Below are 15,791 nucleotides of genomic sequence, written 5' to 3' on the forward strand. Positions count from 1 at the left end.
CTCAGGCGCTCAGCACCAGTCCCGGCTGCCGGTGACGGGAACGCCGGAAAGGGCCTGGAGGTGCTCTGCCATGAGGGCAACGACGCCGTCGCCCCTCTCCACGGTACCGCGCACGATAAGGGCGCTGGCGCGTCTGCCGATGCTGCGGTAGCGGCGCCACATGCCGGCTCGACAGGCGACGTTGAGCAGGCCGGTCTCATCCTCCAGGTTGAGGAAGATCATGCCGGATGCCGTATGGGGTCGCTGCCGATGGGTGACGACACCGGCAACCCGCACCCGGTTCCCGTGCTCCTGGCCGGAGAGGTCAGCCGCAGTCAGCACGCCGTCCGCCGCCAGTCCGGGACGCAGAGATGTCAGGGGCGAGCCCTGGGTGGATACTCCGGTCAGGTTCAGGTCAGCTGCTTGTCGCTCACGACCGGTCATGATCGGCAGGGGCGGGGCGATGGCTCCGACGGCGGTGCCCGCAAGCGTGGGCTGGAACCATGCACCTTGTTCCCGACGGGAGGCCCCGCGGATCTGACCGTGCTCATCGGACAGAACCCCGGCGGCCCACAGTGCCCGACGGCGCTCCACTCCCAGACTGTCCAAGGCCCCTGAGGCTGCCAGCGCCTCAAGGCGGGATCGGCTCAGACTCACGCGCCGGGCGAGGTCAGTCAGGTCCTGGTAGGGGCCGTGGGCGCATCTCTCGGTGACGATGGCCTGCGCGAGCCGCTCCCCCAGTCCCTTGATCGGAGCCAGACCGAGTCGCACTGCGAGATCGTCGTGGACGTCAAGTGATGACGGGACGGCAGGATGGGGTACCAGTGGCTCCCACTGATCTGATCGGTTTGCCTCCCGGCGGTCTTCTCTCTGCTCGACGGTGGCCTGCGCCAGAGAGCGGTTGACGTCTGCGGGTAGCACGCGCACCCCGTGGCGGCGGGCGTCGGCCACGAGGGACTGCGGGGACCAGAAGCCCATGGGCTGGGCGGCGAGAACCCCGGCATAGAAGTCCTCGGGCTTGCGAGCCTTGAGCCAGGCCGAGGCGTAGACCAGGTAGGCGAAGGAGAAGGCGTGGGACTCGGGGAAGCCGAACTCGGCGAAGGACCTCAGCTTGCTGTAGATCTTCTCGGCGGTGGGCTCGTCGATACCTTGAGCCTTCATACCGGCCACGAGCCTGCCGTGGAGGGCGTCCATGCGCTCGATGGACCGTTTGGCCCCCATGGCCTGACGCAGGGTGTCGGCCTCAGCGGGACTGAACCCTGCGGCGTCGACAGCGATCTGCATGAGCTGCTCCTGGAAGAGCGGTACGCCCAGGGTCCTGGCCAGGGCAGGTTTGAGGGAGTCGTGCAGATAGGTGACCTGCTCACGCTTCAGTCTGCGGCGGATATAGGGGTTGACGGCGTCGCCCTGGATGGGACCCGGGCGGATGAGAGCGACCTCGACGACGATGTCGTAGAACTCCTTGGGTCGCAGACGGGGCAGGGTGGCCATCTGCGCGCGCGACTCGACCTGAAAGACCCCGACCGTGTCCGCAGCAGTGAGCAGTCGGTAGACGGCCGGGTCCTCCTCGGGCAGGGTGTGCAGTCCCCAGGGACGGCCGGTCTGAGAGGTGCGCAGCTCTCCCTCCTCGACGGCGTCGGGGACGGTCTGGCCGCGCTCGGCCAGAGTCGCGAATGCCAGGCGCAGGGCGGTGAGTGATCCGAGGCCTAGGAGGTCGAACTTGACCAGGCCGGCCTCGGCGCAGTCGTCCTTGTCCCACTGGAGGACGGAGCGGTTGTCCATGGTGGCCCAGCGCACCGGGCAGACCTCGGTGACGGGGCGTCCGCACAGGACCATGCCCCCAGGGTGGACCCCCAGGTGACGGGGTAGGCGCAGCAGCTTCTCGGCGACGTCGAGGACCGGTGCGGGAACCTCATCACTCCGCCCTGTGAGTCCTCCGGGACGCACCGTGGCCCACCGATCCATCTCCTTGGCCCAGGCGTCCTGCACGCCGGCGGGGTGCCCAAGGGCTCGGGCGGCGTCGCGCACAGCGGATCGGGGGCGGTAGGAGATGACGTTGGCGACTTGGGCCGCGCAGTCGCGCCCATAGCGGGAGTAGACGTGCTGGATGACCTCCTCTCGACGGCAGGCCTCGATGTCGAGGTCGATATCCGGGTAACCGCCTCGCTCCGGAGACAGGAACCGTTCGAAGAGCATCTTGTGTCTGACGGCGTCGACGGCGGTGATTCCCAGGGCGTAGCAGACTGCGGAGTTGGCGGCGGACCCTCTTCCCTGGCACAGGATCCCCGACTGCCTGCAGAACTCGACGATGGAGTGCACGATGAGGAAGTAGCCGGGGAAGCCCAGGGACTCGATGACGTCGAGCTCGTGGTTGAGCACCTCCCAGGCCCGAGGGTGCTCCTGTGGGGTGCCGTAATGGCGGGTAGCGCCTTGGCGGGTGAGCTCACGCAGCCATGTGGTGGGGGTATACCCTTCCGGAACATCAGCATCAGGCAGGTCCGGAGCGATGAGGGACAGATCGAAGGCGAGGTCGGAGGCAAGGTCTGCGGCCAGGTCGACGGCGTCGGGACTGCGTCGGTGGAGTCTGGCCATGTCCTGGGCTCCTCGTAGCCAGCGACCGATGGCAGGAAGGTGACCGCGGGCTCCTTCCAGGTCGGTGACCAGACGGGTCGCGGTGAGGACGTCGGCAAGACGAGCGTCGGTGGGGCGAGCACAGCGCACCGCGCCGGTGGCTACAAGCGGCAACCGGTGAGCGTGAGCCAGTCGGGCCAGGATCTTGGTGAGAGCGGCGTCGGTGGGTCCACCGTCCAGAGTGAGCTCGACGGCCAGGCCGACGGCAGCATCCCCTTCCACGTGGCCACCTCCTTCCACGTGTGTTGTATGGGCCGTGGCGCTGGATCCGACTGGGCGGCCGCGGTCGGGAGCGGCGAAGAGCTCGGCGAGATGACCCAGGCAGGTGTCTGCCGCCGCCAGGTCCCAGGTTCCGGGGCGGTGGGGATCACCCAGGGCCCGGCGCAGGGGGCCGTTGACGGTACCAGTGAGGATGAGGCAGGTTCCGGAAGTCCCCCCGGTATGGCTGGTGGGGACGGCACGGAGGGCTGAGGCAAGAGTGGGCAGGTCATGAGCGGGATCTCGGCGTTCTCCAGCATCCAGGTTGTGTTGGGAGATTGCTGAGACCAGGAGGTGATACCCGGCAGGGTTGCGAGCCAGGACGGGTAGGTGGGAGCCGTCAGCCAGGGTGAGCTCGGTGCCGTGAACAGTGGGCAGACCGTGAGCACGACCAGCCTGGGCATGCTTGACGATTCCGGGCACACCATTGTGATCGGTGAGGGCGAGGGCCTCCAGACCAAGCTCGATGGCGGCTGAGGCCAAGTCATCGGGCTCGTTGGCTCCATCCAGGAAGGAGTAGGTGGAGTGAGCGTGCAGCTCGGCGTAGCGGTGTCGGTTGGTCATGACTGTCCGTAGCACCTCAGAGCTTTTAGAAAGGTGGGTGTGGTCGATGAGGAGTGCCAAGCCCAGGGTGTGGGTGGCGTTCGGGTAGGGGGTCTCGTAGTCTCCGGCTCTTTGGCCGGAGTATGGGCCGCGGGTCGTGAGCCGGGCGCCGCCGCTACCATCGACACCGGGGCGGGAGGCGGCGTTGTTGAGGACCTGGTTGAGGCGGTCGATGGTCTCGGGGCTGATCTGCTTGCTCAAGTCCGTGGGGACGACGGCGCCGGGAGCGTGGTGCTGGATCTCCAGCACCACCGGAACCGGCATCCCCTCCAGGCGGCGGGTCACAAGGAAGCACATCGCCATCGAACATACGTACAGTATAGCCACGCCCTCCATCGCCCGCACGACGAGCTAACTCCCGATGTTTACTGAGATTGCAACATAAAACCCAACTCTCCAGAGCAACTCACCCAGCGGCACCCAGTGGAACGCCGGAGACGTCACAGCCGGAAGATCAACGACAAAGGCCGCACCATGCCAACGACAGACAGCCCTCAAGAGACGTTGCACCAGCCATGCCTACCGCACGTACCACCTCTTCCACTAACTCAGGCGAGGTGAATGGCCACCGCGCCCAAGACCGCCAGGATCCAGGAGGCGAAAGAACCGATGAGGAACTCCTCAGCCTTCTGCCCTCCGTCATCCTCTTTCACATCCTGACTGATCTCGGGGAATCGGATGACACCCTTGGCGGCAACGATTGCGGCGACAGCAGCAGGCGCCTCGATGGAAGCAAGCAGGAGAATGAGAATTCGCTCAAGCGGACCGATCCAACGACCACCACGCATTGACGCCCCTGTTTTGCCCCGTTTCTCATTCTTCTGCGGGGACTGGCGAGCAACAGCAAGGACGTCGGAGACGATTCGATTAGCAGGCACAGTCAGGAAAACAGCGACTCCGACGGTGGCAGCCACCTTGGCGGCTCTGGAACCAAGCGGCTCGGACGCGAGGGCGCAGACCGTCACGACAAGGAGCAGGAGAGCCGCACAGGTCAGTCGCACGCGAGGCAGCACATGCCCCAGGCCCTCCCTGAAACCCTCGCACCCCATCCGGTCCTGCTGGCGGAATCCCGGCAGCCTTGCCCACCATCGCCGTGGAACCAGGTTCCAGGACAGCCACGCCACTGCCATCAGAACAGCAGCAACGACGGCCTCACCGCGGAGATGAAGAACCGGCCATCCGACCAGAACGCCAAGGACAGTCAGAACCGAGACCGTCACCAAGAGCCCTACCGTCAGCCGCGAACCCCACAGCCTTCGCCCCGCCCGAACGCAGTCGTCGAGCACAGAAGCCATGGCAAGCAGAAGAATAAGAAGAGCCGTCATTCACCGCCACCTCTCCCACTCCGCGCAGCCACTCCGTCGAGGATCTTTTGAACCTCCAGCAAGGAGGATCCGGCACCGCGAGCAAAATCAGAGACGGCCTGCTGACTCACTTTCTCCCGACGGGCGACCTCGACCTGGGTCGCCCCCATGAGAAGCCCGGCCATCATGCGCCGCTGACGCGGCTGAAAACGGAATACGGTTTGGTCGCGCAGGATCAGCAAGGAATTGACGAGCCCCTCGCGCTCACCCCACTTCCCTCCTGATCCGTTCTCCGCATCCGAGTGGATACGCAGCCAGGTGCGGGCATACGATCTCCCTTCGTCCTGGAGAGCGTGAGCCCTCTCGATCGCCTCCCGAGCAGCCCACCACGCCGAGCCGTCCTGGATAGGGTGCGCTGCCGCGCCTCCAGGACTCCCTTCAACTACGCCGTCGATCTCGGAGATCGTTCCGACACCGACGCCGAAACGCAGGCCGAGGCCTTCGGGTAGAAGCAGGTGCGTGCGCACCGTGAGAGCAAGAGCATCGGCGAGGGTTGCCGAGACCGCCTGCAGCTCGTCACCAACGGTGGCGTACGGGCGCTGCGTCAGCGCCAGCCCCTCGGCGGCCCGCCCCAGAGCTTCATAGACGGCCTGCTGAGCGAGTCGCCGATCAGGCAGCTCTCGTGAACCGACGATGTCTGCGATGAGCGCATAGGAGACGTCCACAGGTTCACAATAGCACTTGTATTGCATTCAATACAAGTGAAATCTCGGAACATTCTCAGTTCTCCCATCACGCTTCGCCTTGTATCCCTCCCAGAACAAGCGCCACCCCGGAACTTGGCTCACTGACAGAGGAGCCTCCCACCAGCGGCGAGGTAGCACTTTCCGCACAGCGACTCGTAGGTGACGTCCCCGGAGTCGATGGCCACCTGGTCGCCGTCGAAGACGAAGGACTCCCCCACCTTGCGGGCATTGAAGACTGCCTTGCGCCCGCAGCGGCAGATGGTCTTCAGCTCCTCCAGGGAGTGGGCGATCTCCAGCAGTCTCCGCGACCCGGGAAAACTGACCGTACGGAAGTCGGTACGGATCCCATAGGCCAGAACGGGGACATCGTCGACCAGCACGATCTCCATGAGCTGGTCCACCTGAAGAGCCGTGAGGAACTGGGCCTCATCGATAAGCACGCAGTCCAGGACCTCCCGCAACGGCACCGTCTCCTGCTGTTCCCATCCCCCTTCCGAGACGGCCTGCGCCCCAGCCAGGGCCCGCCGGCGCACCAGGGCACGCAGGTCGTCATCGGCGTCGACAAGAAGGTCCACACGGCGAGACACCCCGAGCCGGGAGACCACGAAGTCCTCCCCCTTGGTGTCGACCACCGCCTTGATGAGCAGGACGCGCTGACCACGTTCCTCGTAGTTGTAGGCGGTCTGCAGCAGCCCGATGGACTTACCGGAGTTCATGGCGCCGTAGCGGAAGTAGAGCTTGGCCACGCGGGTCCTCCTGAGCCGGATCCGATCACTCGGCCCGGATGCTACCCGCAGAACGCTGTGGGCGCGGGCAACACCACTCAGCCGGCCCACGGCGCACACATAGCCCCACCCAGACCACCATAGATAGCCTCACCCTCATGCTCTCACTCGATCACTTACCCGGCACCTGGCGCACCAGACGCGCCGGCGCGCTGGCCGTGACCGCTGTCATCACGCTGTCGACCTTCTGCTGGCTGGCTATCACCACAAGCGTCGGAACAGGACTGGCACCCCACGACCAGGGAGTCACCGCCTGGGCCGTGGACGGACGTCACCCAGCCCTGACCGTCATCATGCAGGTGTTCACCGCCCTGGGCTCCACCGTGGGACTGACGGTCCTGACCGCGCTCTGCGCCACTCTCCTCTTCATGCGGGGGCACCGCGTGCGCGCCCTGGTCCTGACCTTGACGATGCTCGGCTCCAGCCTACTGACAGTGGCTCTCAAAGGGATCCTCGGGCGCACACGTCCCTCAACCGACACCCTCCTGGGCCCGCCCGCCACAACCACCTCCTTCCCCTCGGGGCACTCCTTCAACACGGCCGTCTTCACAGGACTGCTGGCGGGAATGGTCCTGCTGTCCACGACGGCGGTGGTACACCGGACACTGGCGATCATGGCAGCGGCAGGGGCAACCCTCCTGGTGGGCACCTCCCGCGTCTATCTGGGCTACCACTGGATGACTGATGTCATGGCGGGATGGTCCCTGGGACTGGCCTGGTTGTGCCTGGCCACACTGGCGATTCTGTGGCTGCAGGGACGACGGCGCCCGCCTCAGGCTCATTCCAACGATCCCTCGGGCGCATCATCAGCGACGACCTCAGGAGTACACGGCGTCGAGCCACCATCGGCCTGAGCGCACCAGCAGACGAGGCGGTCCGACGTCAGTGACCACCTGGAGGTAGGCACGACGCGAAGGGCCCTGCGGAGTCCACCAGCCCTCGTCGACAGGCCAGGGCCCGGCCCACGCAAGCACGGACTCCAAGCCCCCACCATTGGCGCCGCCACCGATGACGCCACCACCTTCCTCGGCATCATCGCCGATGGCCAGGAAGCCGGGAACGCCGTCGAGCTGACCGTGGATGTCGACGCCGAGCTCGCACCCCTGGGCATCAGTGAGACGCACAGGAACCGGCCGGGGCAGGATGATTGAGGGCGAGGGCTCGGGCAGGGAACCGCTCCAGGGCGCCGAGGCGCCACCAGAGGGCTCACCTACACGCTCCTCCTCACCCCAGAAGATCAGACGCACCCGCGAGCGCGGGTCGCGTCCGGGAACGACTGTGGGGATCTGGACGGTGCCGGCTCCGATGAGGGACTCCACGCGCTCGGCGGCGCGGTGGGCGCGTGCCTGGGTCTGTTGGCCGGGCGCTTGCCACAGTCCTGTCTGGGAGGTTGTGGCGGGACTCAGCTCGAGGGCCGTCAGGCTCAGGTGGGTCAGTCCGGAGGAGGGCGGTCGCCCGGAGCGCCCGGAGAGCCAGCCCTCGAGCTGCCAGCGCACACGGTCGGCGAGCTCTGCGGTGGTGGGGGTGGTCTCCAGCATCCAGGTTCGGGCCAGGTCGGCGCCGTCCTCGCAGCGGGCCTGCACGCAGAGGCATCCGACGGCGAGACCTTGGGACAGGAGCCGGGTGACCAGGTTCTCGGCGAGGTGGCGGGCGGCGAAGGCGGCGGTGTCCGCGCGTTCCACGGGTGGGTCGAGATCGGAGGTGACGGTGATGTCCTGGGCGGGTCGAGTCATGGCGGGAGCCTCGTGGTGGGTGCCGGCGGCCAGGTGGTGGAGTCTTTCTCCCATGGGGCCGAAGCGGGCGACGACGTCTTTTCGGGGCAGGGAGGCCAGGTCCGCCAGGGTGCGCAGGCCGAGCCGGGTGAAGGTCTCCAGCAGGGGGCGAGCCTCGCGTCGCAGGCGTCTGAGGGGTAGACATGCCAGGAGCGCTTCCAGGGGCCAGGGGGCGAGGAAGTCCGGGGTCTGTCCCGGTTTGACGATGATTCCCTGGCGGGCGGCGAGGACGGCTCCGGACAGGGAGTCGGCGATACCGACTTGGCACTCGGTATCGGCCTCCTGGGCGACGGCCTCGACGAGGGCTGCGGCAAGAAGCTCTTCTCCGCCGGCCCAGGTGGCAGGTCCTTTGGCTCCGGACAGGGCCAGTCCGGGACGGGCCACGATGGGCTCCGCGAGGAGAGAGGTGAGGGCCTCCATGACGGTTTCGAAGGCGCGACCCTCGCGTTCCTCCTGGGGAGGTAGGACGGTGAGTCCGGGGCACAGGGACCGGGCGGCGCGCAGTCGCATACCGGTGGTGATTCCGGCGCTGCGGGCGGGGGCGGAGGCGGCGAGGACTCCGCGGACGCCGACGACGGCGACGGGCTCGGTGGCTGGGTCCAGTAGGCGCAGATCACTCTGGTGGGCGCGGTGGTGGCGGCGCTGCCGGCGGGCCTCCATGGTGAGGGCGACGACGGGCCAGTCGGGGACCCAGATGGCCACGAGCCGGGCAGCGGGCAGTCCGGGTGGCAGGCTCGGTTGCGACCGGCTCATCCGGCTGCCTCCTGCGGTCCGGCGGCCGGTTCGGCGGCCCCGTGGGACCGGGCCTGCAAGCCCTGGGCGGTCAGGGAGAGCGTGAGGGCGCCCGTGGTGGCGGTCTGTGGGCGCCGAGGGTCGGTCAGTGTCCAGGTGAGGCGGCGCAGGTATCCGGCCGGTATCTCCACCGCTTGTGCCGGAGCACGTGAGGTCCTTCGCCCGATGGGGATGACGACGCCGTCGGTGGAGGGCTCCGCAGGGGCCTGGGTAGAGGCTCCGTCTTCGCTTCCGGTGTCGGAGGCCAGGGGGTGGGCCTGGAGAATACGTGCTCCTTCCCAAGGGGCGGAGGTCAGGATGAGGTGGCCGCGTTCGCGCGCCCGAGCCAGAAGGCGTCTGCGGTGCTGGGGACGCAGGCGCTCGGCGACGGTGGAGCCGATGAGGAGGGCGTCGACGCCGTCGAGCAGGGTGGAGACGACGGTGGGGATGGAGGCGTCATCGAGAGCTGATGCGGGGACAGTCAGGACCCGGTCGAGGTCGAGGCCGACCTCGACGGCCGCGCACCATCCCACCTCGTCTGCTCCAACGGCGGCGCACCAGCCGGCACTTCCCTGGCGCAGAGCGAGGGCGGCCAGGAGAAGGGTGGCGGAGCCTTGCAGGCTGAGCGCACCTGAGTCCTGCGCGGCCGTGAGCGCCATGAGGGACGCCGTCTGAGACGAGCCGGCCGCAGCACTCGCGGCGCTCATTGACGGGCTGGTTGGCGCCGAGGAGACGGCGCGTTGCACCTCCAGGGCTGCTGCGTCACGCAGACCTGTGCGCTCCTCAGCCAGTCTCAGGGCGAGGCGGGCCTGGACGAGGCGGTCCCGAGCGCCTGATGGTACGAGTGCGGTCACGGCTGTCACGACACCTTTCTCCATGTCGAACAAGTGTTCGATGATGAGGTCCAGAATAGCGCTCCGGTGTGACATCAATCAGGGCCGGCAGTAACAAACTATCCTCAAGGCAGTGACAAACTCCTTGGAGGTCTTCCACAGGAGATCCACAGGGACGGGTTTACGCAGGGGCGTCTACAGTGGTGGCCGTGCCCTCACGGAAGGTCACCACCCTCATCCATATCCTGCCTGGAGGTACACCTATGACAGCCGACCTCACTCGCCCTCGTCCGCCGGCCCCCACCGGCTTCCTGCCCACGGTCCCCACCTTCACCCTGACCTCTGCGGACCTGACCGAGCAGGGACGGATCCCGGATGTCTTCACCGGCGTCCATGACAACGTCTCCCCGGCCCTGAGCTGGTCGGGGTTCCCCGAGCAGACACAGTCCTTTGTCGTGTCCTGCTTCGACCCGGACGCTCCGACCATGTCCGGCTGGTGGCACTGGACCATCGTGGACCTGGACGCCTCGGTCACCTCGCTGGAGCGGGGTGCGGGGGCCAGTGACCTTCAGCTCGATGGTGCCGCCTTCCACCTGGCCGGGGACTCAGGCGACCACGCCTGGTTCGGCCCCTACCCGCCAGCGGGCGACGGCGACCACCGCTACGTCTTCACCGTCTCCGCCCTGGACGTGAACACCCTGGGCCTGAGTGACGAGGCCAGTCCCACCATGGCGGCTTTCACCATGGCCCCGCACTGCATCGCCCGGGCCACGCTCACCGCCATCTACTCCGTGCCCGGTGAGACCGGGGCTGCAGCCTTTCTCAGGGACGGCAAGTGAGCCCGCAGATCGCCCAGGTCGATACCGCAGTCTCCAAGTCGGGTCGACGGCGTAGACAGGGCGAGTCCGTGCCCTTCACTCCCGCCCGCGGTTTCACGCGCCCGGGCTCCGGCCGCCACCAGCGCCGCCCCATCGCCCTCATCACCGGGGCGACCTCCGGGATCGGCCTGGCCGTGTCCAGGGACCTGGCCCGGGACCACAACCTCATCCTGCTGGCCCGTTCCACCAATGACCTTGAGGAGCTGGCGCTCGCCCTGGAGGAGGAGTCGCAGACCGCGGTCCTCATCTGCCCGGTCGACCTGACCGATGACACGGCCCTGGCCAGGCTGATCAGCCGGATCGACATCGAGAGCCTCGACGTGCTGGTGCACAGTGCGGGAATGGAGGCTCCCGGAGCGGTCGACAGGATCACGCCCACGCGCTGGCGCGCGGTGCTCAACCTCAACCTGGTGGCGGCGGCGTACCTGACGAGCCTGCTGTTGCCGGCGCTGCGGGAGGCCCATGGGCTGGCGGTGTTCATCAACTCCGGTGCCGGAGTGAGCCCTCGTTCGGGCAACGCCCTCTACTCCGCCTCCAAGGCGGGGCTGAAGTCCCTGGCCGACACGCTGCGTCAGGAGGAGGCGGGCAAGGTGCGGGTGACCTCGATCTACCCGGGTCGGGTGGACACCCCCATGCAGGAGCGGTTGCACGCCTTCAACGCGGCGCGCCTGCGCACCGAGGGAATCATGGCGACCCCCGCGTACCGGGCGGCGGACCATATGGCGCCGCAGTCGGTGGCCGCGGCCGTGCGCCTGGCCGTGGACACCCCGCTGGACGCGGTTGTGGAGGACCTGGCAATCCGCCCCGCCGGCATGCTCTGAGGCGGCGGGGCCTGGGACAGGACCTCAGGCTCCACCGGCAAAGTCCAGGGAGCGCCAGGCCTCGTACAGGCCGATGGCGGCGGAGTTGGCCAGGTTGAGGGAGCGGTTGCCCTCCACCATGGGGATGCGCAGATGGGCGCTCACCCTCGGATGGTCGAGGATCTCCTGGGGCAGACCGGTGGGTTCGGGGCCGAACAGGAGGGTGTCGTCGTCGCGCCAGTCGACCTGGGTGTAGAGACGCTCGGTGTGGGAGGTGAAGGCGAAGATGCGCCCAGGGACATGCTCCAGACACTCCTGCCAGGTGGCGTGGACAAGCGTGTTGGCCAGGTCGTGGTAGTCCAGGCCGGCGCGACGCAGCTTGGCATCGTCCATGTCGAACAGGGGGTCCACGAGGTGAAGCATGGAGCCGGTGTTGGCGCTCAGGCGGATCGCCGCCCCGGTGTTGCCCGGGATGCGCGGGGAGAAGAAGATGACGTGCAGCACGGGGACAATGAGACCACATGCTGAGGCCGGCCTCCTCAGATGATCTCCTCAGATGGTGTCGGTGCGTTGGCCCTGCCGGAGTCGGGTGATGGCTCGGCGGGTGACGGCCAGTCCGATCCCGGCCCACGCGGCGGCGACCGCGAGATCCCGGCCCAGCAGAACGGGGACGGCGTCGACCGGTGCGTCCAGGACCGTCAGGGTTCCGCTGACCGGAACTACCCGGGCCAGGGCCTGCAACCAGGCGGGGCACTGCTCGAGCGGCACGATGACGCCGGTAAGCAGTGGCAGGAACGTCGCGATAATCGTGGTCCCCAGGTAGGGGTCGGGCAGGCTGACGCCGACGCCGGCAGCGGCGATCCCCATAAGCAGCCCGCACACGATCGCCGGAGCCGCCAGCACGATGACGCGCCCCAGCATCGCCGGATCATGCTGCGGCGACAGGGTGAAGACAGCTCCGATCGCGACGACGGCCGTCAAGGCGGCCAGGAGCGCCGGCACAACGGCAACGGCCAGCCAGTAGGCGACGTCGAGGCGCCTGCGGGTGTGAACCTCTTGGAAGACGCCCAGCATCCGGTCTGTGGCCACGGTGCTCACCACGCCGGAGGCCACCGAGACGGACAGCGCTACCAGGACCGCGGCGTAGCCAGTGCGCACCAGGTCGGGTGCGGAGAGGTCCGAGCCCATGAGAACGTCGAAGAGCACGTCCAGCAGCGGCAACACCAGTAGCGTCACCACGGCCGTCCCCAGGGTCGCGAAGGCCGTCGACGAGGCCCAGGACACCCTCACCCCGGAGGCGAAACGGTGGACGAAGGCCAGAGCCTGAGCGCGCATCATACTACCTCCAGGGTCCCGGCCCGCGTCGCCAGCCGCAGCGCTCGTCGCCCCAGGAAGGAGGAGACCCCTAGCCACGCGGCGGTGCACACCAGCCAGCCGCCCAGGGCAGCCACGCTCGTCACTCGACCTAGCAGTAGCTCGAAGGGCACCGACAGCGGCAGGAATCGACTCGCCGCGGCCAGCCAGGCGGGCGGCGCCGCCGAGGTGAACACGATGCCCGAGGCAACGAACACCGGCACCAGCAGCAGCCCCTCGTACTGGATCGCGTTGGGAGTGAGCACGAACAGCGCCGCGATGACCAGGCTCAGGGCCACGCAGCCGGCCAGCAGCATGAGAGCACCCACGACCAGGCGTGCCCAGACCTCCCATCCCGGCCCCGTGAAGGACACCGACGCCGACAGCAGCGCCCACGTGCACCAGGCCACCGGGAAGGCGGCCAGCCCGAAGGAGGCCGCCGCGCATACCACGGCCGCCAGCGATCGCAGTGCCCCCACCGGAGCCAAGATCAGGTGGACGAGAGTACCCTTGTACCGCTCAAAGCCGATAATCCCCGCTGCACAGGTCGTCGTCGTCCACATCCCGACAACGCCCCCACGCACCCAGCCCTGCATCGGGGTGATCCCGCCCCAGGCCGAGGCCGCTAGGAACTGCACCAGCGTGGTCGCAGTCGTGGTCATGACCATGAGCTGGATAAAGTAGGGCACCGAGACGAACTGACGGACGTGAAAGGCCGTCATCCTCAGCTGGCGTTTCATCGGACGAGCCTGTCTGCCAGGGCCAGATAGGCCTCTTCCAGCGAGGCCGGCCGCGTCACCAGGTCCGACGGCACCCCCACGCCGGCCTCGGCCAGGACCTGTCGAACCCGCTCGTCCGCGTCGGTGGTGTCAGCAGCCTCGGCTGCCCAGTAGACCGTGACCGCCCACCTGGCCGAGGAGGCGCGTTGATCCACTGTCGCCCGCGATCCCAGACGACCGCGAATCGCCTCAACAGCGTCCCCGTGACGGGCCAGCAGCGTGAAGGTCGTTGTGGCACTCACCCCGGCGAAGGCGGACACGTCACCGACGCCGCCGCGCACAACGATCCGGCCTGCACCGATCACCGAGATGACGTCGGCCAATTCCTCGACCTCTGGCATCGAGTGCGAGGTCAGCAGCACCCCGGTTCCTCGCTGCGCCAACTCACGCACCAGGTCACGTACCTGCAGCGCCACGTCCGGATCCAGGCCGATGGTGGGCTCGTCCAGCAGCAGGAGCGAGGGCGAACCGAGCAGCGCCCGAGCCAGGTGAAGACGCTGACGCATCCCTCGAGAGAGCTCGGCGGTCTTACGGGACGCCGCCTCGGCCAGCCCCACACGCTCCAGGGCGTCCATGACCGAGCTCTGTCGTCGTCGGGCATCAAGCCCCTGCAGGTCGGCGAAGAACAGCAGGTTGTCGCGCGCCGTGGCCCTCGGATAGAAACCCAGCTCACCGCCCAGGACCAGGCCGAGCCGAGACCTGGCCCGCTCCGGATGGCGCACCGCGTCGATACCCTCAACCCAGACCTCGCCCGATGTCGGAGCCAGAAGCGTGGCGCACATCCGCACCGTCGTCGTCTTACCGGCGCCGTTGGGCCCCAGCAGGCCGTGAACCTGACCCGCCCCCACATCCAGGGACACGTCCTCCACGGCGACGAAGGTCTTGTCTTTTTTCCCGAAAGAGCGAACCAGACGGGAAGCACGCAGCAGCAACAGATTCTCATCAAATGAGGCCATAGATTCCTTCCAACCCCAAAGGATCACGTTCAAAAACTTCAACCACTCTCTCAGCCTTACCCTCTGATCCTAACTTAAAATGACATGCGGCCATAATTTCACGAACCGATTTCATGGCACTTAAAGATCCTATTTGTTGGAATCGCCAGAAGGCATCTGGCCCAATATCAAGCACAGCATCATACTCTTCATTTAAGTACATAACATAACAATACTCAGCCAATGCCTCAGGGAAATATTCATACGATTCTTCATAAATAAACCGAATGTTGTCCTTCAAGATTTTCAAAGCATCAAGAGGCTTACTAGACGCCACTCGTAGTTGCGCCTGATTAATTGCTATTTGACTTCGATACCTACCTGCCATCGACCATGTATCTAAATCAAAATCTTCTCGACACACACTTGAAGATTCTAGGCATTCACACGCCTTCACCATGAACTCCACAGATCGAGGATCCCCTAGTTTGAGGTATCCGAGAGCCATGAGATTATACATCAATGCCTGATCTAAAATTTGTCGAAAATTATTCGAACAAACGTAGCGCTCGCCAGCAATATTCAATCGTTGTAACGCCTTGTTGGATGCCGAAAGTTTCTTGATTTCAAATGCGGCCGAACGATGTGCTGCCGCATAGGCATTCGTTGGATTATGTGCGACACATTCAGCTTCATCAAAAAACTCTATCGCTTTCACGTCGCCACACGCACCAGTTACCACACCACAGTATATCAACAACTCGTAGTCACCAGATCCAAGTATCTCTGAAGAACGCTCACGAATAGCATCAATAACGGTCTCGTAGTCGCCAAAAAACAGAATGGCTGCATCAATCCTATGCTTTAGATTATCGAGCTTGGACTTGTGAATAAAATCTTTGAGAGCGGATCTCGGAATTGCCTCGGTGTTGGCAAGTTTTAGATGAGCGTCATAAAATAGACGTGGATCATCAAACAATCTAACACCCATGTCTGTCACATAATATGGAGCACCTACGGAACGCCCGGAAAAATCGACTCCACTATCGAGCGAATCCCATAAAAAACGAAACCTCTCGGCGAACGCCGGAGATATAGGACGACCACTCAGATGAGTATTCAACTCATTTAAATGATCTTGAATGTTCTGATGACACATTTCTAACCTCCCATACCTCCGACGTTCACCAAATTAATCATGTGCACAGAAACACGGTTCCAGCCACCATCACTGCGGCGCGGGGCCGTGGTTCCACCCCATCATCATAGCAGCGAACACCCGAGTCTTATCATCCTCGAGCTTGCTGACAATTTTGTCGACCTTCTGCATCGCTAAAGTCACCCCCTTTCATCAAGTAAACGAA

General features: G+C 65.7%; 14 protein-coding genes. 3 read left to right on the forward strand and 11 right to left on the reverse strand.

The window, feature by feature from the left end; genetic code table 11:
* Positions 1-9: 9 nt before the first annotated feature.
* The 4 genes from HMPREF9056_RS08995 to HMPREF9056_RS09010 all read right to left on the reverse strand — a co-directional run bounded on the left by HMPREF9056_RS08995 (position 10) and on the right by HMPREF9056_RS09010 (position 6,267).
* Positions 10-3,432 carry an error-prone DNA polymerase gene (locus HMPREF9056_RS08995; RefSeq protein WP_050793043.1) on the reverse strand — a complete coding sequence of 1,141 codons (3,423 nt, stop codon included), beginning with the start codon at positions 3,430-3,432 and terminating at the stop codon, positions 10-12.
* 587 nt (positions 3,433-4,019) lie between these two features.
* Entirely contained in the window at positions 4,020-4,796 is a 777-nt protein-coding gene (locus HMPREF9056_RS09000) for a hypothetical protein (RefSeq protein ID WP_009404652.1), read from the reverse strand.
* Entirely contained in the window at positions 4,793-5,500 is a 708-nt protein-coding gene (locus HMPREF9056_RS09005; RefSeq protein ID WP_034514340.1) for a SatD family protein, read from the reverse strand. The genes HMPREF9056_RS09000 and HMPREF9056_RS09005 overlap by 4 nt, the downstream gene beginning before the upstream one ends.
* Positions 5,501-5,619: 119 nt before the next feature.
* The gene (locus tag HMPREF9056_RS09010; protein ID WP_009404656.1) at positions 5,620-6,267 is read right to left on the reverse strand and encodes a thymidine kinase; all 648 of its coding nucleotides are present in this window, start codon (positions 6,265-6,267) and stop codon (positions 5,620-5,622) included.
* 137 nt (positions 6,268-6,404) lie between these two features.
* Between HMPREF9056_RS09010 and HMPREF9056_RS09015 the strand changes: the two genes are divergently transcribed.
* The gene (locus HMPREF9056_RS09015; RefSeq protein WP_034514341.1) at positions 6,405-7,160 is read left to right on the forward strand and encodes a phosphatase PAP2 family protein; all 756 of its coding nucleotides are present in this window, start codon (positions 6,405-6,407) and stop codon (positions 7,158-7,160) included.
* Here the strand turns inward: HMPREF9056_RS09015 and HMPREF9056_RS09020 are convergent.
* Positions 7,125-8,831 (reverse strand): DNA polymerase Y family protein, encoded by a 1,707-nt coding sequence (locus HMPREF9056_RS09020; protein ID WP_009404667.1) that lies wholly within the window; start codon positions 8,829-8,831, stop codon positions 7,125-7,127. The two genes, HMPREF9056_RS09015 and HMPREF9056_RS09020, sit on opposite strands and share 36 nt — an antisense overlap.
* Entirely contained in the window at positions 8,828-9,703 is an 876-nt protein-coding gene (locus HMPREF9056_RS09025; RefSeq protein WP_253269998.1) for a hypothetical protein, read from the reverse strand. The genes HMPREF9056_RS09020 and HMPREF9056_RS09025 overlap by 4 nt, the downstream gene beginning before the upstream one ends.
* 242 nt (positions 9,704-9,945) lie before the next feature.
* Here HMPREF9056_RS09025 and HMPREF9056_RS09030 point away from each other — a divergent pair, with 242 nt between their 5' ends.
* Positions 9,946-10,521 (forward strand): YbhB/YbcL family Raf kinase inhibitor-like protein, encoded by a 576-nt coding sequence (locus HMPREF9056_RS09030; protein ID WP_009404670.1) that lies wholly within the window; start codon positions 9,946-9,948, stop codon positions 10,519-10,521.
* Positions 10,518-11,381: an SDR family oxidoreductase gene (locus tag HMPREF9056_RS09035; RefSeq protein ID WP_009404671.1), complete on the forward strand. Its 864-nt coding sequence runs from the start codon at positions 10,518-10,520 to the stop codon at positions 11,379-11,381. The genes HMPREF9056_RS09030 and HMPREF9056_RS09035 overlap by 4 nt, the downstream gene beginning before the upstream one ends.
* A 24-nt stretch (positions 11,382-11,405) precedes the next feature.
* On the opposite strand, the gene HMPREF9056_RS09040 is transcribed toward HMPREF9056_RS09035, so the two are convergent.
* From HMPREF9056_RS09040 to HMPREF9056_RS14145, 5 genes are read right to left on the reverse strand one after another with little or no spacing between them, the layout of a single operon-like run.
* Positions 11,406-11,864, reverse strand: a complete 459-nt coding sequence (locus HMPREF9056_RS09040; RefSeq protein WP_009404673.1) for a tRNA (cytidine(34)-2'-O)-methyltransferase — start codon at positions 11,862-11,864, stop codon at positions 11,406-11,408.
* Between the two features lie 48 nt (positions 11,865-11,912).
* Positions 11,913-12,698: an ABC transporter permease gene (locus HMPREF9056_RS09045; protein WP_009404677.1), complete on the reverse strand. Its 786-nt coding sequence runs from the start codon at positions 12,696-12,698 to the stop codon at positions 11,913-11,915.
* Positions 12,695-13,453: an ABC transporter permease gene (locus tag HMPREF9056_RS09050; RefSeq protein WP_009404678.1), complete on the reverse strand. Its 759-nt coding sequence runs from the start codon at positions 13,451-13,453 to the stop codon at positions 12,695-12,697. Before HMPREF9056_RS09050 ends, HMPREF9056_RS09045 begins: the two co-directional genes overlap by 4 nt.
* A complete protein-coding gene (locus tag HMPREF9056_RS09055; RefSeq protein ID WP_009404680.1) occupies positions 13,450-14,448 on the reverse strand; it encodes an ABC transporter ATP-binding protein in 999 nt (332 codons plus the stop codon). Before HMPREF9056_RS09055 ends, HMPREF9056_RS09050 begins: the two co-directional genes overlap by 4 nt.
* Positions 14,435-15,586 (reverse strand): hypothetical protein, encoded by a 1,152-nt coding sequence (locus HMPREF9056_RS14145; protein WP_009404681.1) that lies wholly within the window; start codon positions 15,584-15,586, stop codon positions 14,435-14,437. The genes HMPREF9056_RS09055 and HMPREF9056_RS14145 overlap by 14 nt, the downstream gene beginning before the upstream one ends.
* Positions 15,587-15,791: the final 205 nt, after the last annotated feature.

It is taken from the genome of Actinomyces sp. oral taxon 170 str. F0386, from assembly GCF_000195595.1.
GTDB lineage: Bacteria > Actinomycetota > Actinomycetes > Actinomycetales > Actinomycetaceae > Actinomyces.